Raw genomic sequence first — 24155 nt, 5'->3', positions numbered from 1 at the left:
GGTCTCGGCGGGACCGGGCCGGCCACGGCCCTGGGTGCCACCCGACCGACCCGGTCACAGCGGACCGGGCCGGCGCGGGCGCCCCGGTCAGGGGTAGGTGGTCAGGTACACCGTCTGGTTGGCCGCGTTCGCGGTGCCACCGGCGTTGTTGATCACACGATTGATGGTGCCGACGCCACCGAGCGAGACGGTCACCATGTTGGTGAAGCGCACGTTCGAGTTGACGGGCACCTCGAAGGACCGCTCCTCGACCACCGCCGGGTTGACGTTGAAGTAGCTGTAGCTCCCCAGCCCGTACGCCTGGTGACTGGTCACCGAATCGGCGACCTTGTACGCGGCGTAACCCCGGGTCGACCCGTTCATCCAGGCCGCCTGGTTCGGCACGTCGTAGGGCAGCTCGTTCTGGTAGAAGTACGTCCGCCCGCCGTTGCCGTTCCAGATGGTCTGGTACTTCTGGTAGTGCTCGACGAAGAGGCCGTACATGGTGACGTTGTCGCCGTTGACGGTGAGCCCGGTGTCGGCGGTGTTCAACGTCCACCCGGTCGGTACGCCGCTGGCGGCGTGGTCGGCCCGCCACAGCCACATGTGGTCGCCGATCACGTTGTCGCTGTTGACCGTCAGCGTGTTGGTGGCCCTGCCGACGTGCGGTCCGCCGATGCGGAAGAACACGTCGTGCAGCGAGGTCGGGTTCGAGGCGTGGCTCGCGGACGAGCCGGACGGCCCGACCTCCATCAGCACCGGCGAGTTCGTGGTGCCGGCCTCGAACATGATGCCGGCCACCTTCACGCCGTCCACATCGGCCACCCGCATGCCCACCGTGCCGTTGTCGGCCTGGATGGTGGCCAGGCCGAGGCCGAGGATCACCGTGTCGGCCCGGTTGACCTGGATCGGCTCGGTGATCCGGTGCACGCCCGGGGTGAAGAGCAGGTGCTTGCCCTGGGCGAGGGCGGTGTTGATGGTGGCGGCGCTGGTGCCGGGCTGGACGACGAAGAACTGCGACAGCGACAGGGACGAGCCGGCCGGGGTCTTGTTGTACCAGCTGGTGCCCGTGGAGTTGGTGCGCAGCGCGGGCACGAAGACCCGGTACTCACCGCTTCCGGTCACGTACAGGAACGGCTTCTCCCGTACCTGCGGGGTCTGCGGGATCACCGTGTGCGACGGGTTGGGGAAGCTCGGCGCGGGAGCGCCGTTGACGCCCTGGAAGACCATGTTCCACACCGAGCCGGTCCAGCCGTTGCCGAACTCGCTGTTGCGGGAGTACCACTGCTGCTGCGAGCCGGAGACGACGAGGCCGTCGATGCGGGTGTCGGCCAGCAGACCGCCGCTGGACCAGCCGTCGCCGCCGTTCCAGAGTTGGATCTGGTTCTGCGCGCCGCGCAGGTGCATCCGCCGGTACGGCGCCGCCTGGGACACCGCCCAGCGCTCCACGGTCTGCCCGGCGGGCAGGGTGACCGACAGGTTCTCGGCGGCCCGCCAGAAGTTCTGGGTGGCGTTGCCGCCGAACCAGAACGCCTCGGTACGCACGTGGCCGTTGAGGTTGACGTCGTCGGGGCTCATGCCGAGGCCGGCGACCTGGGTGAAGAAGCCGAGGTTGACGTCGGCGGTGTAGGTGCCGGGCTTGAACAGCACCGCGTAGCGCTGCGGGCCGAACTGGTTGGTCTCCTGCTGGGTGAAGAGGGTGTTCAGTCGACTCTGGATGGTCGACGTCGGGGTGCTCGGGTCGAAGACGAACGTGTTCGACCCGAGGTTCGGGTTGTACGGGTCGGTGGGCGTCACCGGGGGCTCGTTGGTGCCGCCGCTCTCGCCGTAGACCTGGAACTCCCAGAGCGAGTAGCCGTAGCCGGTACCCCGGGTGGTGCCGTACATGCGGACGTAGCGGCCGGCGCCGGAGACGGTGAGGTTCTGGGTGCCGCCGGTGCTGGTGGTGGTCGAGTAGATCGTGGTCCAGGTGGACCCGTTGTCGGAGGTCTGGATCTGGAAGGCCCGACCGTAGGCGCCCTCCCAGAGCAGGTTGACCTGGGTGATGGTGGCGCGGGCGCCGAGGTCGACCTGGAGCCACTGCGGGTCGCTGAACGCGCTGGACCAGCGGGTGCCGGTGTTGCCGTCGACAGCGGCGGCGGCGGGGGTTCCGCCGTTCTCGGTGGACGAGGCGGTGGCCGTACGGCCCTGGGACAGCAGGACGGGGGCGGCCTGCGCGGGGGCGGTGGCTCCGGTCGGCGTGAGCGCCGCGACCAGGGCCACGGTGAGCCCGACGAGCAGGTGGCGCACGACCCGGGGACGCGGGCGTACGGATGTAGCACGAGATGTCATGACATCGCCTGTCGATAGGGGGTTACGGGTTGCCGCACGGATGGGATCGGACTCGCCCGTGACGCCGTGGATGGTGCCGCCGACGCGGTGCCGCGGGGAGGAGAGCGCTCTCGTAGGAGTGTTGCGGCGAGATTGCGGCGGCGTCAAGACATCGATCTATAACTTCGTTATTTATCCCGAGGATTCTTTTTGGGTAATTTGCCGCCGGCCTGCGGAGTCGTGCCCCGTCAGCGTCGGACGCCACCCTCGGTGAGGAAGCGGGCGATCGGGAGAGTTGCCGCGCCCAACGCCACCGCGTCCACCCCGAGCCGGCACAGCTCGATCGACGCCTGCTCGTACGGCTGGCGCAGCGCCTGCCGACCGGCAGCCTCCCGCACGGCCGGCAGCAGGTCGCCGAGCGCCATCGCCGCCCAGCCGCCGAGCACCACGCGCTCCGGGTTGAACAGGTTGATCAGGTTCGCCACCCCGGCACCGAGGTAACCCGCGGTGTCCTCCAGGACCCGTCGGGCGGTGGCCGAGGTCTCGGCGGCGGCGACCAGCGCGGCGATCTGGGACTCCTCGTCCTCGCCCGGGACCTGTCGACCCCGGCGTGCCTCCCGGTAGCGGTCGATGATCGCCTCCGCCCCCACGTACGCCTCCAGGCAACCGCGCGCACCGCACCGGCAGACCCGGCCGCCGTACACCAGGGTGGTGTGCCCCCACTCCCCCGCGCTGCTGGACGCGCCCCGGTAGGTGGCGCCGTTGGTCACCACCGACGCGCCGACACCGGAGCCGACCAGTGCGAAGACGGCGTGCCGGGCGCCCCGGCCGGCACCGAACCACATCTCGGCCTGGCCCAGGGTCTTCGCGCCGTTGTCGATGTGCAGCGGCAGGTCGGTGCCGGCCCCGATCAGACGCTCCAGCGGCACCCGGTCCCAGCCGAGGGCCTGGGCGTGCACGACGGCCTCGGCGCCCTGCTCGACCACGCCGGAGACGCCGATGCCGACGCCGAGCACGTCGCCGGGGGTCACCCCGGCCCGGCCGGTGACCGCGTCGATGCCGGCCAGCACGTGCCCGGCCACCAGGTCGGGCTCGGTACGGGCCGGGTCGAGCGGGTACTCGATGCTGGCCAGCAGGGTCATCGCGAAGTCGAACAGCTCCACCCGGACCCGGGTCTCGCCGACGTCCACGCCGATGACGAAGGCGAAGCGGGGCGCGATCCGCAGCAGCATGCTGGGCCGGCCGCCGTCGGACTCGGCGGCGCCGGCCTCGGCTACCAGCCCTTCGTCGATCATGTCGGCGACCACGTTGCTGACCGCGGGTTGGCTCAGCCCGGTGCTGCGCACCAGGTCCTGCCGGGTGAGCAGGCCGTCCAGGAAGAGCTTGGTCAGCAGGGCGGACCGGTTGCGCAACCGCACGCTGCGGTTGGTGGCACGCGCCAGCTCCACTCGTCACCTCGTTCCCGTCGGCCGTTCGAGGCGACTGTAACCGCCTCGTGCTTGACGACCCACCAGCCAGCAACTTTAATGACGACATAAATTAAGCCGTGATGTAACTCCCGGGAAACGCCGACGGACCCCGACGGCGCACCCCCGAACCCTGTCCGCAGCCGGCCACCGTCACCCGACCCCTATCGGTGACGAAGGCCGGCGGACCCCCACCACGCACCGGAAGGGCTGACCCGTGTCGAGACGACACCTCGGGATATTCACCGCCGCCGTACTGGCGGCCGCATCGCTGACCGCCTGCGGAGGCTCCGGCGACGACTCCGCCGCATCACCCAAGACGCTCACCTACTGGGCCAGCAACCAGGGCGCCAGCCTGGAGGCCGACAAGACCATCCTCCAGCCGGAGTTGGACAAGTTCGAGAAGCAGACCGGGATCAAGGTCACCGTCGAGGTGGTCCCCTGGTCGGATCTGCTCAACCGCCTGCTGGCCGCCGCCGCCTCCGGCAAGGGCCCGGACGTGGTCAACATCGGCAACACCTGGTCGGCGTCGTTGCAGGCCACCGGCGCGCTGGTCGAGTTCGACGACGCCACCCTGCAGGCCGTCGGGGGCAAGGACCGCATCGTGCCCGCCGCGCTCGCCGCAGCCGGCGCCCCGGGCAAGCCGCCGGCCGCCGTGCCGCTCTACAGCATGGCGTACAGCCTGTACTACAACAAGAAGTCGTTCGCCGACGCCGGCATCACCGCGCCGCCCACCACCTGGGAGCAGGTCGTCGAGTACGGCAAGAAGCTGAGCACCGGCGGCAAGTGGGGCCTGGCGATCGAGGGCGCCAACCCGTCGGAGAACGCCCACCACGCGTTCACCTTCAGCCAGCAGTACGGCGGCGAGTGGTTCGACTCGGCCGGCAAGCCGACCTTCGACACCCCGCAGAACGTGTCGGCGATCAAGCGGTACATCGACTTCATGGCCGCCGACAAGATCACCAACCCGAGCAACGCCGAGTACGCGCAGAACCAGTCCGTCTCCGACTTCGCCAACGGCAAGGCCGCCATGCTGCTGTGGCAGTCCGCCGGGTCGAACCTGAAGACCCAGAACATGCCCGCCGACGCGTACGGCGTGGCCCCGGTGCCGTTCCTGGCCAGCCCGCCGGCCGGCGGCAAGAAGGTCAACAGCATGGTCGCCGGGATCAACATGGCGGTCTTCAAGCACACCAAGAACAAGGACGGCGCGCTGAGCTTCGTCAAGTTCATGACCAGCGACGAGGAGCAGACGCTCCTCAACAAGACGTACGGCTCGCTGCCGGCGGTGAAGACCGCGGCCTCCGACCCGGCGTTCAGCGCGACGGAGCAGAAGACCATCCAGGAGACCCTGGTCACGACCGCGGCCCCGCTGCCGCAGGTGCCCGATGAGAGCACCTTCGAGACCCTGGTCGGCACCGCGATGAAGGAGTTGTTCGCCGACGCGGCCAGCGGCAAGCCGGTCACCGAGGCTTCGGTGAAGGCCAAGCTGACCGACGCGCAGCAGAAGATGCGCTGACCGAGGCGTGACCGGTGGCCGTGGTCGGGTGCTGAACCCGACCACGGCCACCGCCTCCGAGAGGACCCTGATGGCAACCAGCACCACCGCGCCGGACGCCGACCGACGCGAATCCCGGGCCGGATCACCGACCCGGAAGCCGGCCCGCCGGCCCCGCGGCCCCCGCCGCTCACTTCTGCCGTACCTGCTGCTCGCACCGGCCGTCGTGCTGGAACTCGCCATCCACGTGATCCCGATGGTCGTCGGGGTCTGGATGAGCCTGCTGGAGCTGACCCAGTTCCACATCCGCGACTGGTCCACCGCGCCCTTCGTCGGGCTGGAGAACTACCGGGCGACGCTCGACCTGAACAGCGCCGCCGGCAAGGAACTGCTGCACTCGTTCTGGGTCACCCTGGCCTACAGCCTGCTCTCGGTCGGGTTCGCCTGGCTGCTCGGCATCTCGGCGGCGGTCGTCCTGCAACGGCCGTTCCGTGGACGCGCGATCCTGCGGGCGCTGTTTCTCACCCCGTACGCGCTGCCGGTCTACGCCGCCGTGATCACCTGGAGCTTCCTGCTGCAACGCGACACCGGCCTGGTCAACCACGTGCTCGTGGACCAGCTCGGGCTGATGAACGAACGGCCGTTCTGGTTGATCGGCGACAACAGCTTCTGGTCGCTGCTGGTGGTGTCGGTCTGGCGTAACTGGCCGTTCGCGTTCCTGTGCCTGATGGCCGGGTTGCAGAACGTGCCCGGTGAGCTGTACGAGGCCGCCGCGATCGACGGCGCCGGGTTCTGGCGCCGACTGCGCTCGGTCACCCTGCCGATGCTGCGGCCGGTCAACCTGGTGCTGCTGCTGGTGCTGTTCCTGTGGACGTTCAACGACTTCAACACCCCGTTCGTGCTGTTCGGCGGCTCCGCGCCGGAGCAGGCCGACCTGATCTCGATCCACATCTACCGCAGCTCCTTCAAGACCTGGGACTTCGGCTCCGGGTCGGCGATGTCGGTGGCGCTGCTGCTGTTCCTGCTGGTCGTCTCGGCCGCGTACCTGCTGATCACCAACCGTCGGAGGGACGACCATGCGTGAGACCGCCGGCGAGCGCTGGGGCCGGCGCATCGTGCTGACCCTGCTCACCCTCTTCGTCGTCATCCCGCTCTACGTCATGGTCACCTCGGCGGCCAAGCCGTTGCAGGACGTGCAGAACGGCTTCACCTGGTGGCCCAGCCGGCCCACCCCGCAACCGTTCATCGACATGTGGAGCACCGTGCCGCTGGCCCGGTACCTGGTGAACAGCCTGGTGGTGTCGAGCATCGCGGCGGTCTGCTCGGTGGCGGTGGCCATCTTCGCCGCGTTCGCGGTGAGCCGCTACCGGTTCCGCGGTCGCGGCGTCTTCTCGGTGACCGTGCTGTCCACGCAGATGTTCCCCGGCATCCTGTTCCTGCTGCCGCTGTTCCTCATCTACGTCAACCTGGGCAACGCCACCGGCATCGAGCTGTACGCCAGTCGCACCGGCCTGGTCATCACGTACCTGACCTTCTCGTTGCCGTTCTCGATCTGGATGCTGGTCGGCTACTTCGACTCGATCCCCCGGGGTCTGGACGAGGCGGCGCAGGTCGACGGCGCCGGTCCGCTGCGCACCCTGTTCCAGGTCATCCTGCCGGCCGCCGTGCCCGGCGTGGTCGCGGTCACCGTGTACGCGTTCATGACCGCGTGGGGTGAGGTGCTCTTCGCGTCGGTGATGACCGACGAGGGCAGCCGCACCCTGGCCGTCGGCCTGCAGGGCTACTCCACCCAGTTCAACGTCTACTGGAACCAGATCATGGCCGCCTCGCTGGTGGTCAGCATCCCGGTCGTCGTCGGGTTCCTGGCCCTGCAGCGCTACTTCGTCGCCGGCCTCACCGCCGGTGCGGTCAAGTGAGTCATCCAACCCCAGAGGAGAACCGACCCGTGCCCGACCTGTCCAAGCTGCCACCCGACTTCCTCTGGGGTGTCGCCACGGCGGCGTACCAGATCGAGGGGGCCGTCGACGTCGACGGCCGGGCACCGTCCATCTGGGACACCTTCTCGGCGACCCCCGGCACTGTCGACAACGGCGACACCGGCGCGGTGGCGTGCGACCACTACCACCGGTGGCCGGAGGACCTGGCGCTGCTGCGCCGACTCGGCGTGGACGCGTACCGTTTCTCGGTGGCCTGGCCCCGGGTCATGCCCGACGGCGTCGGGCGGGTCAACGCCGCCGGGCTGGACTTCTACGACCGGCTCGTCGACACGCTGCTCACCGACGGGATCCGACCGTTCGTCACGCTCTACCACTGGGATCTGCCGCAGGTTCTGCAGGACTCCGGCGGTTGGCCGGAGCGGGCCACCGCCGAGGCGTTCGCCGACTACGCGGCGGTGGTCGCCGGCCGCCTCGGTGACCGCGTGGCCGACTGGTGCACCGTCAACGAGCCGCTCTGCGTGTGCTGGATCGGGCATCTGGAGGGCAACATGGCCCCCGGCGAGCGCGACCTCACCCGCGCCGTGCACGCCTCGCACCACGTGCTGCTCGGGCACGGCCTGGCCACCCAGGCGATCCGCGCCAACGCCGCCCGGCCGGCCTCGGTGGGCCTGGTCGTCAACCTCAGCCCGATCGAGGCGGCGACCGACCGACCCGAGGACGTCGCGGCGGCCCGCCGGGCCGACGGGCACGTCAACCGGTGGTGGCTGGACCCGATCCACGGGCGCGGCTACCCAGCCGACATGATCGCCACCTACGGGGTCGAGCCGCCGGTACGCGGCGACGACCTGGCGGTGATCGCCACGCCGACTGACTTCCTCGGGGTGAACTACTACTTCCGTCAGCTGGTGGTCGACGATCCGACAGGTCCGGCCCCGTTCGCGAAGCAGGTGCCGGTGCCTGGCTCGGTGGAGACCGCGATGGGCTGGGAGATGTACCCGGCGGGCCTGGAGCGGCTGCTCGTCGACGTGCACGAGGAGTACCGGCCGGGCCGGATCATCGTCACCGAGAGCGGCTCGGCGTGGCCGGACGAGGTCACCCCGGACGGCACTGTCGAGGACAAGGAACGCACCGACCACCTGGAGCAGCACCTGGCCGCGTGCGCGTCGGCGGTGGCACGAGGGGTTCCCCTGGACGGCTACTTCGTCTGGTCGCTGCTGGACAACTTCGAGTGGGCGTACGGCTACGACAAGCGCTTCGGGCTGGTGCACGTCGACTACGCCACCCAGCGCCGGACGGTGAAGGCCAGCGGTCTGCGCTACGCCGAGGTGATCCGCGCGCACCAGCGGCTCGCCCGCACCAGCGGCACCGCGACGCCGGTGGCCTGAAACGGGGGCGGTGCGAGCGGCCGCCCGGGGTCTCGGCCCCGGGCGGCCGTTTCCGTTCCGATCGGAGGAAACCACCGCCAGCCGCGTTGCCGAATGGCTAGCCTGCGGCAATGTCCGCAGCACCTGACGAGGTCGAGCAGCCCGATCCCACAGGGCGAGTGTCCGCCATCGACCGGATGACTGCCTTCAGCGACGGTGTCTTCGCCATCGTCATCACGCTGCTGGTCATCGAGTTGCGGGTGCCCGAGTACCACGAGGGTGAGCTGCTGACCGGTCTGCTCGACGAGGGTGCCTCCTACCTGGCCTTCGTGGTGTCCTTCGTCTACATCGGGGTGCTCTGGCTCAACCACCACGCCCTGCTCCGGCTGATCCGCGGCACCACACTCACGCTGAGCTGGATCAACCTCGGCGTGCTCTTCGGCGCGGTGATCATCCCCTTCCCCACCGCGGTGCTGGCGTCCGCGTTCACCCACGGCGACACCGACGACCAACGCGCGGCTGTCGCCCTGTACGCGCTGGCCGCGGCCCTGATGTCGGCCCCCTGGCTGGTGTTCTTCGGCTACCTGCACCGCCACCCGGCGCTGCTCCAGCGTCGGGTCAGCCCCGGGTACGTACGGACGCAGCGGCTGCGACCGGTCACCGGCCTGATCCTGTACGGGCTCAGCGGTCTGCTCGGCTGGTTCGTCAGCCCGGTGCTGGGCCTGATCGGCGTCATCGTCATGATCACCTATCACGCGATCACCAGCGAGGGTCTGCCCCGCTGGCTGACCCGTCGCTGACCGGGCGGAGTCGGCGCAGGTCGGCCGGGGTGTCCACGTCGGCCGGGGAGCCGACGTCGTCACAGGGCACCTCCGCCACCAGGTCCGGCCGCTCGCGCAGCAGGTCGCGCGCGCCCCGGTCGCCGACGGCGTACCCGCTCAACAGCGGCCAGGTCTCCCGGGCCAGCAGGATCGGGTGCCCGGGTCGGCCGGCGTAGGTGGCGACCGCGACGAGGGCGCCGCCGTCGTACGCCGCGCGCACCCGCCGCACCGCGACCGGGCTGAGCAGTGGCTGGTCGACGAGGACCACGACGGCGGCCGGCACGTCGACCGGCAGCGAGGCCAGACCCCGCAGCAGCGACGAGCCCAGCCCGTCCGCCCAGCGATCGTGCCGGACCGGCACCGCGCCGGGCAGGTCGGGCATCTCGTCGGCGCCCGCGCCGAGCACCACGTGCACGGGTGCGCAGCCGCCGTCGCCGAGCAGGCGGATCGCGCGCCGCACCAGCGGCTCGCCGTCCAGCTCGACCAGCGCCTTCGGCCGGCCGTAGCGCCGCCCGGCGCCGGCGGCGAGCAGCAGTCCGGCGGTCACCGTCGTCACCTCCCGTGCGAGGGGCTCTGCGTTATTCGCCCCGACATATACCGACAAAGCTAGTCTGGGCCGGTGCAGGGCGGAGGAGAGAACGCGACGACGATCGACGAGCGCCACTCGTCCCGGGTGACGGTCGAGGTCAACGGCGCGTCCCGTGAGGTGACCCTCGACAACCGCACCACACTGCTCGACACGCTGCGCGAGCACCTCGACCTGACCGGGGCGAAGAAGGGCTGCGACCACGGCCAGTGCGGCTCCTGCACCGTGCTGCTCGACGGCCGGCGGGTGAAGAGTTGCCTGGTCTTCGCGGTGACCGTGGACGGCCGCTCGGTGGTGACCGTCGAAGGGCTGGCCGGGCCGGACGAGCTGTCCCCGCTGCAGGCCGCCTTCGTCGCGCACGACGCCTTCCAGTGCGGCTACTGCACTCCCGGGCAGCTCTGCTCCGCCCGGGGCATGCTCGACGAGGTCTCCCGGGGTTGGCCCAGCGCGGTCACCGGCGACCTGAACACGCCCGCCGAGCTGACCGACGCGGAGATCCGCGAGCGGATGGCCGGCAACCTGTGCCGGTGCGCCGCGTACCCGCACATCGTGGCGGCCGTACGCGAGACGGCGGCGTCCTCGTGAAGGCGTTCCGCTACCACCGGCCCGCCGACGTGGCCGAGGCGGTCGCCGTGCTGGCGGCCGAACCACAGGCCGCCTACCTGGGCGGCGGAACCAACCTGGTGGACCTCATGAAGCTCGGGGTGCAGCGCCCCGACGTGCTGGTGGACGTGACCCGGCTTCCCCTCGACACCGTCGAGGAACTGCCCGACGGTGGGCTGCGGATCGGCGCGACGGTCCGCAACAGCGACCTCGCGGCCCACCCGGCGGTACGCCGCGACTACCCGGTACTGGCCCGCGCCCTGCTCGCCGCCGCCTCCGGACAGCTGCGCAACATGGCCACCACCGGCGGAAACCTGTTGCAGCGCACCCGCTGCGTCTACTTCCAGGACACCGGCAAGGCGTGCAACAAACGGGAGCCGGGCAGCGGTTGCGCCGCTCTGCACGGCCAGAACCGCGACCTGGCGGTGCTGGACTGGTCGGAGCAGTGCGTGGCCACCCACCCGTCCGACCTGGCGGTCGCGTTGGCCGCCCTCGACACGGTGGTGGAGGTGCACGAGGCCGACGGCCCCCGTGACATTCCGATCGCCGACTTCTACCGCTCCCCCGGCAGCCACCCGGAACGGGAGACCACAGTGGCCCGGGGCGCGCTGATCACCGCCGTGCGGCTGCCGCCCCTACCAGCCGCGCGCCGCTCGACGTACCTCAAGGTGCGCGACCGGGCCTCGTTCGCCTTCGCCGCCGGCTCGGTGGCCGCGGTGCTGGACCTCGACGGTGACGTGGTCCGCGACGTGCGACTGGCGTTCGGGGCGGTGGCGCACCGGCCGTGGCGGGCGTACCGGGCCGAAGCGGAGCTGCGCGGACGTCCGTTCAGCCCCGAGTTGGCGGCACGCGCCGCCGACGTGGAGCTGGCCGAGGCGCGCCCGTTACGGCACAACGGCTTCAAGCTGCCGCTGACCCGGGCCATCACCGTGCGGGCGCTCACCGAACTGGCGTCGTCGTGAGCACCGGGGCGGTCGGCCGGGCGTACCCCCGGCTGGAGGGCCCGGCGAAGGTCACCGGCGCGGCCCGCTACGCGGTCGAGTACCCGGTGGACGGGGTCACCTACGGCTGGGCGGTGCCGTCGACAGTGGTGCGGGGCCGGATCACCCGGATCGACACGACCGAGGCGTTGGCCTCGCCCGGCGTGCTGGCCGTGGTGCACCACGGCAACGCGCCCCGGATGGCCCCTGGCCCACAGCCGGAGCTGCGGTTGTTGCAGGAGCCGACTGTGCACTACCGGGGGCAGTACGTCGCGGTGGTGGTGGCCACCAGTCTGGAGGCGGCCCGCGAGGGCGCCCGACTGGTCCGCCTCGACTACGACACCGGCCCGCACAGCACCGTGCTCACCGACGACCATCCCGGCCTGTACAAGCCGGACCAGGTGAACCCCAGCTATCCGGCGGACACCGCCGAGGGCGACTTCGACGCCGGGTACGCGGCCGCCCCGGTGCGGGTGGACGTCACCTACCGCACGCCGGCGTACCACAACAACCCGATGGAACCGCACGCCACCATCGCGCAGTGGCACGACGGTCGGCTCCTGGTGCACGACTCCACCCAGGGCGCGACGCCGGTACGCGCCACCCTCGCCGAGCTGTTCGAGCTGCCGCCGGAGTCGATCCGCGTCGTCGCCGAGCACGTCGGCGGCGGGTTCGGCAGCAAGGGGTACGCCAAGGCGTCGGTGGTGCTGGCCGCCCTCGCCGCCCGGCACGTGGACCGCCCGGTCAAGCTGGCGTTGACCCGCCAGCAACTGTTCGGGCCGCTCGGCTACCGCACCCCCACCATCCAGCGGGTCCGCCTCGCCGCCGACACCGACGGGCGGCTCACCGCCATCTGCCACGACGCGATCAGTCAGACCTCCACCATCAGGGAGTTCGCCGAGCAGACCGCCGTCTACACCCGCAGCATGTACGCCGCACCGCACCGCCGCACCACCCACCGGCTGGTCCGCCTCGACGTGCCCACTCCGTTCTGGATGCGCGCCCCGGGCGAGTGCCCCGGCGCGTACGCCCTGGAGTCCGCGGTGGACGAGCTGGCCATCGCCGTCGGCATCGACCCGGTGGAGCTGCGTATCCGCAACGACACCGCTGTCGACCCCGACCAGGGACGCCCGTTCACCAGTCGCAACCTGGTGGCCTGCCTGCGCGAGGGCGCAGAGCGGTTCGGCTGGGCCGGCCGTGATCCGTCGCCCCGGTCCCGGCGGGAGGGGCGGTGGCTGATCGGGACGGGGGTGGCCGGATCGAGCTACCCGGCCCGGGCCCGGCCTTCCTCGGCGACGGCCACCGCTCGGCCCGACGGGAGCTTCCTGGTCCAGATCAACGCCACCGACATCGGCACCGGCGCCCGGACGGCGATCTGGCAGGTGGCCGCCGACGCCCTCGCAGTGCCGCCGGAACGGGTGGAGATCCGCATCGGGGACACCGCGCTGCCGACGGCACCGCTGGCCGGCGGCTCGATGGGGACCGCCAGCTGGAGCTGGGCGGTGATACGCGCGGCCCAGGCGCTGCGCGAGAAGCTGCGCGACGGCGGGCCGCCGACCGACGAGGTGACCGCCGAGGCGGACACCACCGAGGAGGTGGGTGAGCAGCCCGCGCTCCCCCGGTACGCCTACGGGGCGCAGTTCGTCGAGGTGCGGGTCGACGCGGACACCGGCGAGGTACGGCTGAACCGGATGCTCGGGGTGTTCGCGGCGGGGCGGGTGGTGAACCCGACGACTGCCCGCAGTCAGCTCGTCGGCGGCATGACGATGGGGCTGTCGATGGCGCTGCACGAGGAGGGCCTGCTCGACGAGCGCTACGGCGACTGGGTCAACCACGACCTGGCCACCTACCACATCACCGGCTGCGCCGACGTCGAGTCGATCGAGGCGTACTGGCTGGACGAGCGGGACGACGAGCTGAACCCGGCCGGGGTGAAGGGCATGGGCGAGATCGGCATCGTCGGCGCCGCGGCGGCGGTCGCCAACGCGGTGCATCACGCGACCGGCGTACGGATCCGGGAGCTGCCGATCCGGCTGGACAAGCTCATCGGAGTATCAGATTTGGCTTAAATAAGCCGTCAGTGATACAACTGTCGTCGTGCACGCCTTCGACGTGCTGGGCGATCCGGTCCGGCGCCGCATCCTGGAACTGCTCGCCGCCGGCGAGCAGACCGCCGGCGCGGTCAGCACTGTCATCCGCGAGGAGTTCGGCATCTCCCAGCCCGCCGTGTCCCAGCACCTCAAGGTGTTACGCGACAACGGCTTCGCCACCGTGCGGCCGGACGGCACCCGGCGGCTCTACGCGGTCGACCCACGCCCACTGCGCGAGGTCGACGGCTGGCTGGAGCACTTCCGCCGATTCTGGACCCCACCCCTGGCGGCACTCGCCACCGAGCTGGCCCGGGGCCGACGCGAGCGTCGGCTGCGCGGCCCCGCCGACCCACCCGACGAGAGGAACACCTGATGTTCGACGCCACCGAGCAGATCAACGCCGTCCAGCGCAAGGTCGGCAGCCGCACCCTGGAAGCCGGTGAGGCGCGGGTCACCACGATCAGCCAGACCTACCAGGCGACGGCCGAGGATCTGTGGGACGCCTGCACCAGCGCCGAGCGCATCCCGCGCTGGTTCCTGCCGATCTCCGGCGACCTGCGGCTCGGAGGCACGTACCAGCTCCAGGGCAACGCCCACGGCACCGTCGAGAGCTGCGAGCCGCCGCACCGCTTCACCGCCACCTGGGAGATGGGCGGCGAGGTGAGCTGGATCGAGGTGCGGGTCACCCCGGTCGGCGACGAGCGGGCCCGCCTCGACCTGGACCACATCGCGCACGTCGACCAGGACCGGTGGGCCCAGTTCGGGCCGGGCGCGGTCGGTGTCGGGTGGGACCTCGGGCTGCTCGGCCTCGCCTCGCACCTGGCCGCCGACGGCAGCGGGATCACGCCGGAACAGGGCGCCGAGTGGACCGCCTCCGCCGAGGGACGACGGGCCATGGAGCTGAGCAGTCAACTGTGGTGCGAAGCGAGCATCGCCGCCGGCACCGACGCCGACGAGGCGAAGGCCGCTGCCGAACGCACCACCGCCTTCTACACCGGCGACCCGGCGGCCTGAGCGCGCGGCGAGGCGGCGGCGCGGCAGCCTGAGCAGGGATCCGGAGTAACGTGCTGCGGCATGACCGGCACGCCGTACTCGCACTGCTCCTACTGCGGCGCCGCCTACCCGCCGGCCGTCGGATGGCCGCGAGTCTGCGCGGTCTGCGGCGAGACCGTCTGGCGCAATCCACTGCCGGTGGCGGTCGCGGTGCTGCCGGTCCGCACCGCCGAGGGCCTGGGAGTGGTGGTGGTCCGCCGGGACATCGAGCCCGCCCGCGGCCTGCTCGCGCTGCCCGGCGGCTTCATCGAGTACGGCGAGGAGTGGTCCGACGCGCTCGTGCGGGAGCTTCGGGAGGAGACCGGCCTGATCGCGGCGGCCGGGGACGCCCGCCTGTTCGCGGTGCACGGCTCACCGACGGGCGGCACGATGATGGTCTTCGGAGTGCTGCCCGAGCGGGCGGCCGAGGACCTGCCACCGTCGGCGCCGACCGAGGAGGCGACCGAGTGGCTGGTGCTCACCGACCCGGTCGAGCTGGCGTTCTCCACCCACACCCGGGTGCTCGCCGACTTCCTCGCCGCCTGACCACCCACCCTCCTGGCCCAGCGGTGCACGATCACGCCCGCCCCCCTTCTCCGCGATCTTGCACTTGCTGTCGCGAAATAAGGGGCATTCCGCGCAGATCGTCGACCGAAACTGCAAGATCGGCGCGGGCAGGGCGCTTGGCGGTCAGCGGGGGTGGGTATTGTCGGTGCCGGCCAGGTAGCCGCTGGCCTGCAGGTTGAACGGCTCGCGGTAGAGGCCACCGGCGGTCATGAGCTCGTCGTGACTGCCGTGCTGGACGAGTCGGCCCCGTTCCAGCACGAAGATCCGGTCGGCGTGGCGGACGTTGGCCAGCCGGTGGGTGATCAGTACGACGGCCCGGTCGGGGTGGCGGCGTAGGTGTTGGAACAGGGCGTGTTCGGCGCGGGCGTCCAGGGCCGCCGACGGTTCGTCACAGATCAGCAGGGCCGTGTCACGGTAGAGGCCCCGGGCGGCGACCAGCCGTTGCCACTGCCCGCCGGACAGCTCGTGGCCGTCCTTGAATTCCCTGTCGAGCAGGGTGTCGTAGCCGTGCGGCAGGCCGACGATCATGTCGTGCGCGGCGGCCGCGCTGGCCGCCTCCCGCACGGTGGGGCCGGGGCGGTCCGGGGCGCGGTCGTGCCGCCCGACGCGGATGTTCTGCCCGGCGGTGAACGGGAACTTCCACCACTCCTGGGTCATCACGGCCACCTGGGCGCCGAGAGCGCGCGGGTCCAACTCGGCGGCGTCGACATCGTCCCAACGGATAGTGCCGCCGGTCGGCTGGTAGAGCCCCGCGATCAGCTTGGCCAGGGTCGTCTTGCCGGAGCCGTTCTCGCCGACCAGCGCGACCAACTCACCGCGTCGGATGGTGAGGCTGACGCGGTCCACCGCCGGTGCGTCGGTGTCGGGGTAGCGCAGGCTCACCTCGTCCACCTCGATCACGTCGACACCGTCGGCCACCCGGTCACCGCCGACGGGCACCCGGCCCTGGGCGCGGGCCAGGAAGTCGCGATAGTCCTGGTAGTAGAGGGCGTCCTCGTATAGGGAGTTCGTGGCGACGACCGCGATGCCCAGGCTGGTCCGGGCCGACTGCAGGGCGAGCAGGGCGGTCGCCGCGGCGGCGAGGGCGACCATCCCGGTCAGCAGCAGGCCGCCGAGCACGGCGTACACCCCGAAGGTGGCCAGACCTGCCACTGAGGCACCGGCCACCCGGGTGCCCGTCTGCGAGCGGACCAGCCGTAACTGGGCACGGGTCTCGACGGCCATCACGCCGCGGTACTCGGCGAGCAGGAAGTCGCGCATCTGGTAGGCGCGCACCTCGGCGGCGGTGTGCCGGTTGGCCATCAGGTGGGCGAGCATCCACATCCGCCGCCGGCGGGTGATCCGAGCCAGCATCGCCAGATACTCCCGGCGAGCCATCCGCACCGCCGTGATCGCCTGGGGCACCGCCGCGAGCAACAGGCAGGGCAGCAGCAGTGGCTGGATGACGGTCACCGCCACCGCGGTGGCGAGCATGCCGACCACACCGGTGACCAGGTTGACGGTGTGGTCGACGATCCACGCCGCCTCGCCCATCCCTCGATCGCGTACCCGGTCCATCTCCTCGGCGAACCCGGCGTCGTCGAACGCCGCCAGGTCGACCGCGGTGGTGGCCTCGAACAGCCGTAGCTCCACCTGGTAGTTGATCTGCGGGGTCAGCCGGGCCTGGGCCCAACCGGCCGCGATGGTGAGGCCGCCGCGCGCGGAGACCGCCGCCGCGGCCACGATCAGCGCAGGTAGGGCTGCTCGCACCCGGTCCGGGGTGGGCCCGGCGGCGAACAGCTCCCGCAGCACGGAGGTCGTGGCGAGCAGGCCGAACGTGGTCATCACGCCAGCGGCGACGTTCAGGCCGATGGAGGCGAGAGTGTCCATCCGGTTGGTGGCCCAGGCCAGCGCCACCGCCTCGCGAACCAGCCGGGGCAGCCGCCGGGCCACGGCCCAGAAGCTGGTGTGCGCGAACGTGCTCGCATGGTGCATCCAGGCGGCGTCCTCCAGCTCCGGCAGCACCGAGCTGTCGCCGGGCGGGTCGATCGGCTGGTCGTCGTCCTCAGCAGAGGTGCGCTGGCGGGCCATCGACTCCACGGACCCTCCTCCGGGCGGGGATCACAAACGCCGCCCGAGACTACTGCCCGCGACCATCTAATGTCTCTAGGTAGTCGGCGCGTCGCGGGGCTCGTCCGTGATCGGCAGCAGGACCCGGAAGGTGGTCCGGCCCGGCTCGGTCTCCACCCGGATGTCGCCGTGGTGTTTGTGCACCACGATCCGGTACGAGATGTCCAGCCCCAGACCGGTGCCCGCGCCGACCGGCTTGGTGGTGAAGAACGGCTCGAAGATGCGCGGACGCACCTCTGGCGGAATGCCCGGCCCGGTGTCGGTGATCTCCACCGCCAACTGGTCACCGATCCGTCCGGTGCGGACGGTCAGCACACCCTTCTCCCCCATCGCGCCCAACGCGTTGTCGATCAGGTTGGTCCACACCTGATTCAGCTCGGCCGCGTACGCCGGGACCGGCGGGAGGTTCCGGTCGTACTCGCGGACCAGTGTGACCTCAGCGGGGATCTTGCCCTTGAACATCACCAGCGTCGCGTCGAGCAGGTCGTGCACGTCCACCACCCGGTGCGGCGCGCGGTCCAGCTGCGAATACTGCTTGGCGGCGTCCACCAGCCCGGAGATCCGGGTGACAGCGTCGCCGATCTCGCGCATCAGCAGCTCGGTGTCGACGGTGTAGGTGAGCCAGCGCACCGCCGCCTCCAGGTCCGCGGCACCGACCGCGGCCTTCACCTGCGCCAACCAGGCAGCGTCGAGCCCACCGCCGACCAGGATCGGCGCCAGGTCCCAGGCCCCGCCGACGCCATGGTCCTCCAGCCAGTCGGTGAGGGTGTCCTCGGCGTCGGCCGTGGCCATCGGGGTCAACTTCGGCGCGGTGGCCACCCGGGCGACCGCCTCCTCCTGCAACGCGACCAGGCCGTGCAGGGCGCTCCCGTCGAGCCGCCCATCGGCGATCATGGCGAGCTTGTGCCGCATCCCGGCCACCCGGTCCCGCAGCACCGACGTGGCCCGCACCGCCGCCGCGGCCGGGTTGTTCAGCTCGTGGGTCAGCCCCGCCGAGAGCGAACCGAGGGCCAGCAACCGCTCCCGCTCACCGACGATCGCCTGGCTGTCCCGCATACCGAAGAACAGCCCCTCCAACAGGTGCATGGGCATCGGAAACCAGGACCGCAGGGCGTACGCGAAATCCTCCGCCGGCAGCACGAAGAACTCCGCGTCGGTCACCGCCCGCAGGCTGTTGCGGTAGATCTGCTCGACCTGGTCACCCAGGTACGCCTGAGTGGCCCCGCCGTACACCCCGCGCTGGTCGGTCCGGCTGACCTCCACGTCGTCGCCGCGCACCAGGCGACTCAACGCCACCGCCCCGCGCACCAGCACGAAAAAGCAGGTCGCGGGCTCACCTTCGCCGTACACGAGGGTGCCGCCGGCACGCTGCTCGACCCGGCCGTGCTCGGCCAGCCAGGCGAGTTGCCCGTCGTCGAGCGCCTCGAACAGGAACAGGGTGCGCAACTGCGCCGGTGTCAGCCGGTCAGACTCGATGGTCACAGGGACTCCTTCGCTCGCAGAACCGGCTCACTTCTCGCGCTCACTGGGCTTCCAGGTAGCGGTGCACCAGCGACACGGCCATCGCGCCCTCGCCGACGGCCGAGGCGACCCGCTTGACCGACTCGGCCCGCACGTCCCCGGCGGCGAACACGCCCGGCACGCTGGTCTCCAGGTGGTACGGGTCGCGCGACAACGACCAACCGGCCGGCCGCCGCCCCCCGGCGAGCAGATCCGGACCGGTCACGATGAAACCACGGTCGTCGCGGACCAGCACCCCGTCCAGCCAGTCGGTGCGGGGCTCTGCGCCGATGAAGATGAACAGCCAGGAGGTGTCGACCGAGCGGGCCTCCCCGGTGCGGGTGTCGCACAGGGTGAGCCGCTCCAGGTGGTCCTCCCCCGCCCCGCCGACCACCGCGGTGTGCGGATGCACGGTGATCCGGTCGATCCGTTCCAGCTGGTCGATCAGGTAACGCGACATCGAGGCGGTCAGGTCCGCACCACGGATGAGCAGGTGCACCCTCGACGCGTACCGGGAGAAGTGGACCGCCGCCTGGCCGGCGGAGTTGGCCCCGCCGACGATGTAAACGTCCTGCTCGACGCAGCTCGGCGCCTCGGTGGCGGCAGCGCCGTAGAACACCCCCCGCCCGGTGAAGTCGGCCAGCCCAGGGGCGTCGAGCACCCGGTACGACACGCCGGTGGCCAGCACCACGGTGTGCGCGGCGATCTCGGTGCCGTCGCCGAAGCGCAGCAGTCGGGCACCGCCGGCCTCACTGAGACCGATCACCTCCCGGGCGCTGAGCAGCTCGGCACCGAACTTGACCGCCTGCCGTCGGGCCCGATCGGTCAACTGCGCGCCGGAGACACCGTCCGGGAAGCCCAGGTAGTTCTCGATGCGGCTGCTCTGCCCGGCCTGACCGCCGGTCGCCCGTCGCTCCACGAGCACGGTGCGCAGCCCCTCCGACGCTCCGTACACCGCCGAACCGAGACCGGCGGGGCCGCCGCCGATCACCACCAGTTCGTAGAAGTCACACGCCGGCACCACGGTCAACCCGGCGAGCGCGGCCAACTCGGCCTCGCTCGGGGCGACCAACGCCTTGCCCTCCGGCGTCACCACCAGCGGCACGTCCGCCTCGGTGGCCCCGGCCGCGTCGAGCAACCGGACGCCCTCCGGATCGTCGGACAACAGCCACCGGTACGGCACCAGGTTGCGGGCCAGGAAGTCGCGGACCTTGAACGACGGCGCCGACCAGCGGTGCCCGACGACCCGGATCTCCGCGCTGGCCGCGTCCGGGGTGACCGCCCATGCCTCCAGCAGCCCGTCGACCACCGGATACAGCTTCTCCTCCGGCGGGTGCCAGGGTTTGAGCAGGTAGTGGTCCAGGTCGACCACGTTGATGGCCTCGATCGCGGCGTCGGTGTCCGCGTACGCGGTGAGCAGCACCCGGCGGGCCGCCGGGAAGATGTCCATTGCCGCTTCCAGGAATTCGACGCCGGTCATCTCCGGCATCCGGTGGTCGGCCAGCAGCAGCGCCACCTGTTCGCCGCGCAGTTTGACCTCGCGTAGCGCGTCGAGCGCCTCCGGCCCGGAGGACGCCCGCAACACCCGGTAGCGGTCGCCGTAGCGGCGCCGGATGTCCCGGGCCACCGCCCGGGACACCACGGGGTCGTCGTCGACGGTCAGGATCACCGGGTTCGCCATGGCGCCATGAAATCACCTGCCGACGGTCGACCGCACCATCGCCGGTGCCCGACCGACGGTTGACCGCCCCGCAGACGGGTAAGCCGGAACGCCGCGCGGGTGGCCGGACATCGACGACCCGCCCGGTTGCCGCGCACACCTCGGGGGGCCCATGGCCGACGCGACACCGACCGGACCGCCGACGTCGGGCGGGATCGTGGAGCTGCGGGTGCACGGTGTCTCCGGCGCGGGCGCGGACCAGGTGTTGGACCGGCCGTACGTGTACCAGGTTGCCGGCGACCGCAGCGGAGGTTTCTACCGACCGCGCCCCGGATATCCGGACTCGACCGGTACGGACGGGGTGACGCTGGAGGCGTACCGCTGGAGTGACCTGCCGTCCGGCACAGCCGTGCGGACCCTGTCGCTGGTCTTCCTGCTGCCGTTCATGCTCTGCAACGTGGCCCTGTGGATGCGGCCGGCGAACACCATCTCGACGCGCGGCTTCATGGCGCTGTGCCGGGTGCTCGCCATCACCCTCACCATGCTCTACGTGCTCTCCATCGTCGGCGTGGCGCTGGACCTGATCGCCTGGCGCTGCATGGGCACCCCGTCGTGCCTGGCCGGCCGGACCTGGCTGTCCTGGCTCGGCGGGCGCCCGACCGGGCTGCGCCTGGGTGTGCTGGCGCTCGTGCCGGTCGCCGCCATCGGGCTCCTCTGGTGGTTGGGCGCTCGCCCGGGCCATTCCTTCGACGCGTTCCGGACGCCGTCGACAGCGACCTCGAAACACCAGCTGAGCGCCGTCGGCCAGTGGGACGGCGAGCCGCTCGTGGGACGGTTGCGCTCGGTCCACGTCGCGGCGGCGTTCGCCACGCTCAGCGGCAGCCTGCTGACCGCGCGAGCCAGCCAGCACTCCTCCTGGGTGATGGTGATCCTGCTGACCGCCACCGGGGCGGTACTGCTGAGCTGCCTGTTCCTGGTCACGGTGGTGCGGAGCATCGACCGCACCGACCCGTCGCCCCGGGTGGACGCGGTCTTCCGCGGGCTGCGCACCATCGCCTGCGGCCTGACGATGCTGGTGATCGTGCACATCGTCATCAGCCCGGCGCCGTGGCCGCAGGGCGGCGTGCTGCCCGGCTACAGCGCGATCGTGGCCTGGCTGTTCGTCAGCCAGACCGTGCTGGTGGTCGCGCTCGCCGTGCTGGTGATCTGGCGGCGGGGTGGCGGGCAGCGCAGGTCACCCATCCGCGCGTTGGGGGCGCCGGTCTTCATGACGATCTCGGCCGGGCTCGCCGTGGCGTTCTCGGCCGAGCTGGTCTACCGGGTGGCGGACCTGCTCGACCGCAACGGGACGACCGCTGACGGCCTGGAGACCAGCCCTCCTCTGGCGTACAAATGGGCGATCTTCGGGTTTTTCCTGGCCGTGGTGACCGCACTGCTGGCGGCCGGCCTGGTCACCAGGATGACCCGGCGCGGTCGGCGGCGGGCCGCGCGGGCGATCGTCGCCGCCGACTTCCCGGACGCGCCGCCGCACGCGGCGGCCCGACTGCGGCGGGTCGAGCAGGCGGTGGCCCGCGCCCGCTTCACCGAACGACTGGAACCGCTCTCCGTGGTGTACGCCGGCCTGGCGGCGCTCGGCCTGGCCACCAGCCTGCTCGGCCTGCTCCAACTCCTACCCGGGGACGTGGCGCAGCGCTACGTCGGAGTGCCGGAGGGCATGGTCAACTTCCTGATCGGGTCGGGAAGCTACGTGATCGCCGCGATCCTGCTCGGCCTGGTGGTGGGCGGCATCTTCGCGTACCGGACACCGCAGTTCCGCCGGTACGTGGGGGTGCTCTGGGATCTGGGCACCTTCTGGCCCCGGGCGGCGCACCCGTTCGCCCCGCCCTGCTATGCCGAGCGGGCCGTGCCGGAGTTGGCCAGGCGGATCACCTACCTGGTGGAACAGGGGCAGGGCGTGCTGCTGGCCGGACACAGCCACGGCTCGGTACTGCTCGCCGCCGCAGTCCTGCAACTGCCCACCCGGATCACCGACCGGGTCGCCCTGCTGACCTACGGCTCACCGCTGGGCCGGCTCTACTCCCGGCTCTTCCCGGCGTACGCCGACGACCCGGCGCTGCGGGAGATCGGCGAACGGGTCGGCTGGCGCTGGATCAACCTGTGGCGCGACACCGACCCGATCGGCGGCTGGATCTTCGCCTCCCACCGTCCCGGGGAGGCCGAGACGCTGGCCGGTCCGCCGGCGACAGTGGACCGGCGGTTGACCGACCCGCAGGACGTGGTGCCGGCGCCCAGCGACAGCGTTCCCCCGCCGATCCTCGGACACTGGCCGTGCGAGTCGCAGGAGGCGTTCGGGGACGCGGTGCGGGACCTCACCGCGCGATTGCGCCCCGCGCACCCGGCACACGACTGACCGGCCGGTACGACTGCTCCGACGGCCGGATATCGTCGCCTGGTGACCCCGTCCAAGCCACCCACCCGCCGGTTGATCGCCTCCAACAAGAAGGCCCGGCACGAGTACACCGTGCTGCGCACGTACGAGGCGGGCATCGTGCTGGTCGGCACCGAGGTCAAGTCGCTGCGCGAGGGGCGGGCCTCGCTGGTGGACGCGTTCGCGCACGAACGCGACGGCGAGATCGTGCTGTACGGCCTCCACATCGCCGAGTACGCCTACGGCACGTGGACCAACCACGCCCCGCGCCGCAACCGCAAGCTGCTGCTGCACCGCGCCGAGATCGACCGGATCCTGGACAAGGTCCGCGAGGGCGGGGTGACCCTCGTTCCGCTGTCGATGTACTTCGAGAACGGCTTCGCCAAGGTCGAACTGGCCCTCGCCAAGGGCAAGCGCTCCTACGACAAGCGGCAGACGATGGCCGAGCGCGACGCCAACCGGGAGATCGCCCGTGAGCTGGGCCGGCACCTCAAGGGCCACCCCCGCCGACCCTGACGCCGCCGCTCGTCCCGCTCCGCGTGCGTGTTGCCGTACTCGTCGGCCTGTGCTGTGGGTGGGTCGCGGCGTGGCGTGCCGGGACATCGTTGACGTCGTCCAGGAGACGTGGTCTGCTCAGTCGACGCCGTTGTTGAAAACGGTAATCATTAGCTGTAGCGGAGGAGAACCATGTCTCTCACTGTCCCGCCCGCACTGCTGGACGCCGCCGAACGCGGCCCCATCGACGACGAGGCGTTCATCGCCTGCGTCCGAGACTCGCTGCCGTACGCCTGGGCCACCGTCAGCCGGGTGGTCGCCGAACTGGAGGCCGGCGACGACGACCTGGCCGACAACGTCGTTCCGCCGCCCACCGACGCCGACCGGGGTCAACTGCTCCGCGCGCTGGCCAGCGACGCCATCCGCGGTGGCCTGGAGCGACACTTCGGCGTACGCCTGGCCTTCCAGAACTGCCACCGCGTCGCCGCGTTCCGCCCATCGGCCGTCGACAGCGAGCGCTACCGCCGCTTCGTGTCGACCCGTGGCCAACTGCTCAACCAGTCCCCCGAACTCCGCAACTGCTGACCGTCGCGGGGGGGGGGGGGGGCCCCCCCCCCCCCCCCCCCCCCCCCCCCCCCCCCCCCCCCCCCCCCCCCCCCCCCCCCCCCCCCCCCCCCCCCCCCCCCCACCCCCCCCCCCCCCCCCCCCCCCCACCCCCCCCCCCCACCCACCG

At 71.4% G+C, this 24155-nt stretch carries 20 protein-coding genes; 14 read left to right on the top strand and 6 right to left on the bottom strand.

Annotated features, from left to right (window positions below):
• Positions 1 to 87 precede the first annotated feature (87 nt).
• Positions 88 to 2310 carry a discoidin domain-containing protein gene (locus ACIBEF_RS26965; protein ID WP_396795956.1) on the bottom strand — a complete coding sequence of 741 codons (2223 nt, stop codon included), beginning with the start codon at positions 2308 to 2310 and terminating at the stop codon, positions 88 to 90.
• Between the two features lie 227 nt (positions 2311 to 2537).
• A complete protein-coding gene (locus ACIBEF_RS26960) occupies positions 2538 to 3737 on the bottom strand; it encodes an ROK family protein (protein WP_396795955.1) in 1200 nt (399 codons plus the stop codon).
• A 235-nt stretch (positions 3738 to 3972) separates the two neighbouring features.
• Here ACIBEF_RS26960 and ACIBEF_RS26955 point away from each other — a divergent pair, with 235 nt between their 5' ends.
• The 5 genes from ACIBEF_RS26955 to ACIBEF_RS26935 all read left to right on the top strand — a co-directional run bounded on the left by ACIBEF_RS26955 (position 3973) and on the right by ACIBEF_RS26935 (position 9351).
• On the top strand, positions 3973 to 5271 hold the full coding sequence (locus ACIBEF_RS26955; RefSeq protein WP_396795954.1) for an ABC transporter substrate-binding protein: 1299 nt from the start codon (positions 3973 to 3975) through the stop codon (positions 5269 to 5271).
• Positions 5272 to 5341: 70 nt separating this feature from the next.
• Positions 5342 to 6334: a sugar ABC transporter permease gene (locus ACIBEF_RS26950; protein ID WP_357227792.1), complete on the top strand. Its 993-nt coding sequence runs from the start codon at positions 5342 to 5344 to the stop codon at positions 6332 to 6334.
• Complete coding sequence (locus ACIBEF_RS26945) at positions 6327 to 7166, top strand: carbohydrate ABC transporter permease (RefSeq protein WP_396795953.1); 840 nt, start codon at positions 6327 to 6329, stop codon at positions 7164 to 7166. The genes ACIBEF_RS26950 and ACIBEF_RS26945 overlap by 8 nt, the downstream gene beginning before the upstream one ends.
• A 29-nt stretch (positions 7167 to 7195) precedes the next feature.
• Positions 7196 to 8572 (top strand): GH1 family beta-glucosidase, encoded by a 1377-nt coding sequence (locus ACIBEF_RS26940; protein WP_396795951.1) that lies wholly within the window; start codon positions 7196 to 7198, stop codon positions 8570 to 8572.
• Between the two features lie 110 nt (positions 8573 to 8682).
• Positions 8683 to 9351 (top strand): TMEM175 family protein, encoded by a 669-nt coding sequence (locus ACIBEF_RS26935; RefSeq protein ID WP_396795949.1) that lies wholly within the window; start codon positions 8683 to 8685, stop codon positions 9349 to 9351.
• Here the strand turns inward: ACIBEF_RS26935 and ACIBEF_RS26930 are convergent.
• Positions 9311 to 9919, bottom strand: a complete 609-nt coding sequence (locus ACIBEF_RS26930; RefSeq protein WP_396795947.1) for an NTP transferase domain-containing protein — start codon at positions 9917 to 9919, stop codon at positions 9311 to 9313. The two genes, ACIBEF_RS26935 and ACIBEF_RS26930, sit on opposite strands and share 41 nt — an antisense overlap.
• Positions 9920 to 10045: 126 nt before the next feature.
• Here ACIBEF_RS26930 and ACIBEF_RS26925 point away from each other — a divergent pair, with 126 nt between their 5' ends.
• The 6 genes from ACIBEF_RS26925 to ACIBEF_RS26900 are packed head-to-tail and all read left to right on the top strand — an operon-like array spanning position 10046 to position 15209.
• Positions 10046 to 10543 carry a 2Fe-2S iron-sulfur cluster-binding protein gene (locus ACIBEF_RS26925; RefSeq protein WP_355007577.1) on the top strand — a complete coding sequence of 166 codons (498 nt, stop codon included), beginning with the start codon at positions 10046 to 10048 and terminating at the stop codon, positions 10541 to 10543.
• The gene (locus ACIBEF_RS26920; RefSeq protein WP_396795946.1) at positions 10540 to 11523 is read left to right on the top strand and encodes an FAD binding domain-containing protein; all 984 of its coding nucleotides are present in this window, start codon (positions 10540 to 10542) and stop codon (positions 11521 to 11523) included. Before ACIBEF_RS26925 ends, ACIBEF_RS26920 begins: the two co-directional genes overlap by 4 nt.
• Positions 11520 to 13610 carry a xanthine dehydrogenase family protein molybdopterin-binding subunit gene (locus ACIBEF_RS26915; RefSeq protein WP_396795945.1) on the top strand — a complete coding sequence of 697 codons (2091 nt, stop codon included), beginning with the start codon at positions 11520 to 11522 and terminating at the stop codon, positions 13608 to 13610. Before ACIBEF_RS26920 ends, ACIBEF_RS26915 begins: the two co-directional genes overlap by 4 nt.
• A gap of 28 nt (positions 13611 to 13638) precedes the next feature.
• Positions 13639 to 14004, top strand: coding sequence for an ArsR/SmtB family transcription factor (locus ACIBEF_RS26910; RefSeq protein WP_396795944.1), 366 nt, complete (start codon positions 13639 to 13641; stop codon positions 14002 to 14004).
• Positions 14004 to 14645 carry an SRPBCC family protein gene (locus tag ACIBEF_RS26905; RefSeq protein ID WP_112640688.1) on the top strand — a complete coding sequence of 214 codons (642 nt, stop codon included), beginning with the start codon at positions 14004 to 14006 and terminating at the stop codon, positions 14643 to 14645. Before ACIBEF_RS26910 ends, ACIBEF_RS26905 begins: the two co-directional genes overlap by 1 nt.
• 60 nt (positions 14646 to 14705) lie before the next feature.
• The gene (locus ACIBEF_RS26900; protein ID WP_396795943.1) at positions 14706 to 15209 is read left to right on the top strand and encodes an NUDIX domain-containing protein; all 504 of its coding nucleotides are present in this window, start codon (positions 14706 to 14708) and stop codon (positions 15207 to 15209) included.
• A 144-nt stretch (positions 15210 to 15353) separates the two neighbouring features.
• Here the strand turns inward: ACIBEF_RS26900 and ACIBEF_RS26895 are convergent, their stop codons facing one another.
• The 3 genes from ACIBEF_RS26895 to ACIBEF_RS26885 form a co-directional block, all read right to left on the bottom strand.
• Complete coding sequence (locus ACIBEF_RS26895) at positions 15354 to 17300, bottom strand: ABC transporter ATP-binding protein (RefSeq protein WP_396795978.1); 1947 nt, start codon at positions 17298 to 17300, stop codon at positions 15354 to 15356.
• 75 nt (positions 17301 to 17375) lie between these two features.
• On the bottom strand, positions 17376 to 18821 hold the full coding sequence (locus ACIBEF_RS26890) for an ATP-binding protein (protein ID WP_396795941.1): 1446 nt from the start codon (positions 18819 to 18821) through the stop codon (positions 17376 to 17378).
• 40 nt (positions 18822 to 18861) lie between these two features.
• A complete protein-coding gene (locus ACIBEF_RS26885) occupies positions 18862 to 20520 on the bottom strand; it encodes an FAD-dependent oxidoreductase (RefSeq protein ID WP_396795940.1) in 1659 nt (552 codons plus the stop codon).
• Between the two features lie 151 nt (positions 20521 to 20671).
• On the opposite strand from ACIBEF_RS26885, the gene ACIBEF_RS26880 reads away from it, so the two are divergent.
• From ACIBEF_RS26880 to ACIBEF_RS26870, 3 genes are all read left to right on the top strand, one after another.
• A complete protein-coding gene (locus ACIBEF_RS26880; protein ID WP_396795939.1) occupies positions 20672 to 22909 on the top strand; it encodes a hypothetical protein in 2238 nt (745 codons plus the stop codon).
• A 42-nt stretch (positions 22910 to 22951) separates the two neighbouring features.
• Positions 22952 to 23443 carry an SsrA-binding protein SmpB gene (gene smpB / locus ACIBEF_RS26875; protein WP_396795937.1) on the top strand — a complete coding sequence of 164 codons (492 nt, stop codon included), beginning with the start codon at positions 22952 to 22954 and terminating at the stop codon, positions 23441 to 23443.
• Positions 23444 to 23614: 171 nt separating this feature from the next.
• The gene (locus ACIBEF_RS26870; RefSeq protein WP_396795935.1) at positions 23615 to 24007 is read left to right on the top strand and encodes an SCO5389 family protein; all 393 of its coding nucleotides are present in this window, start codon (positions 23615 to 23617) and stop codon (positions 24005 to 24007) included.
• The last annotated feature ends 148 nt before the right edge of the window (positions 24008 to 24155 follow it).

Source organism: Micromonospora sp. NPDC050795, from assembly GCF_044456785.1.
Lineage (GTDB): Bacteria > Actinomycetota > Actinomycetes > Mycobacteriales > Micromonosporaceae > Micromonospora.
This window is presented reverse-complemented; position numbering and strand designations above follow the sequence as displayed.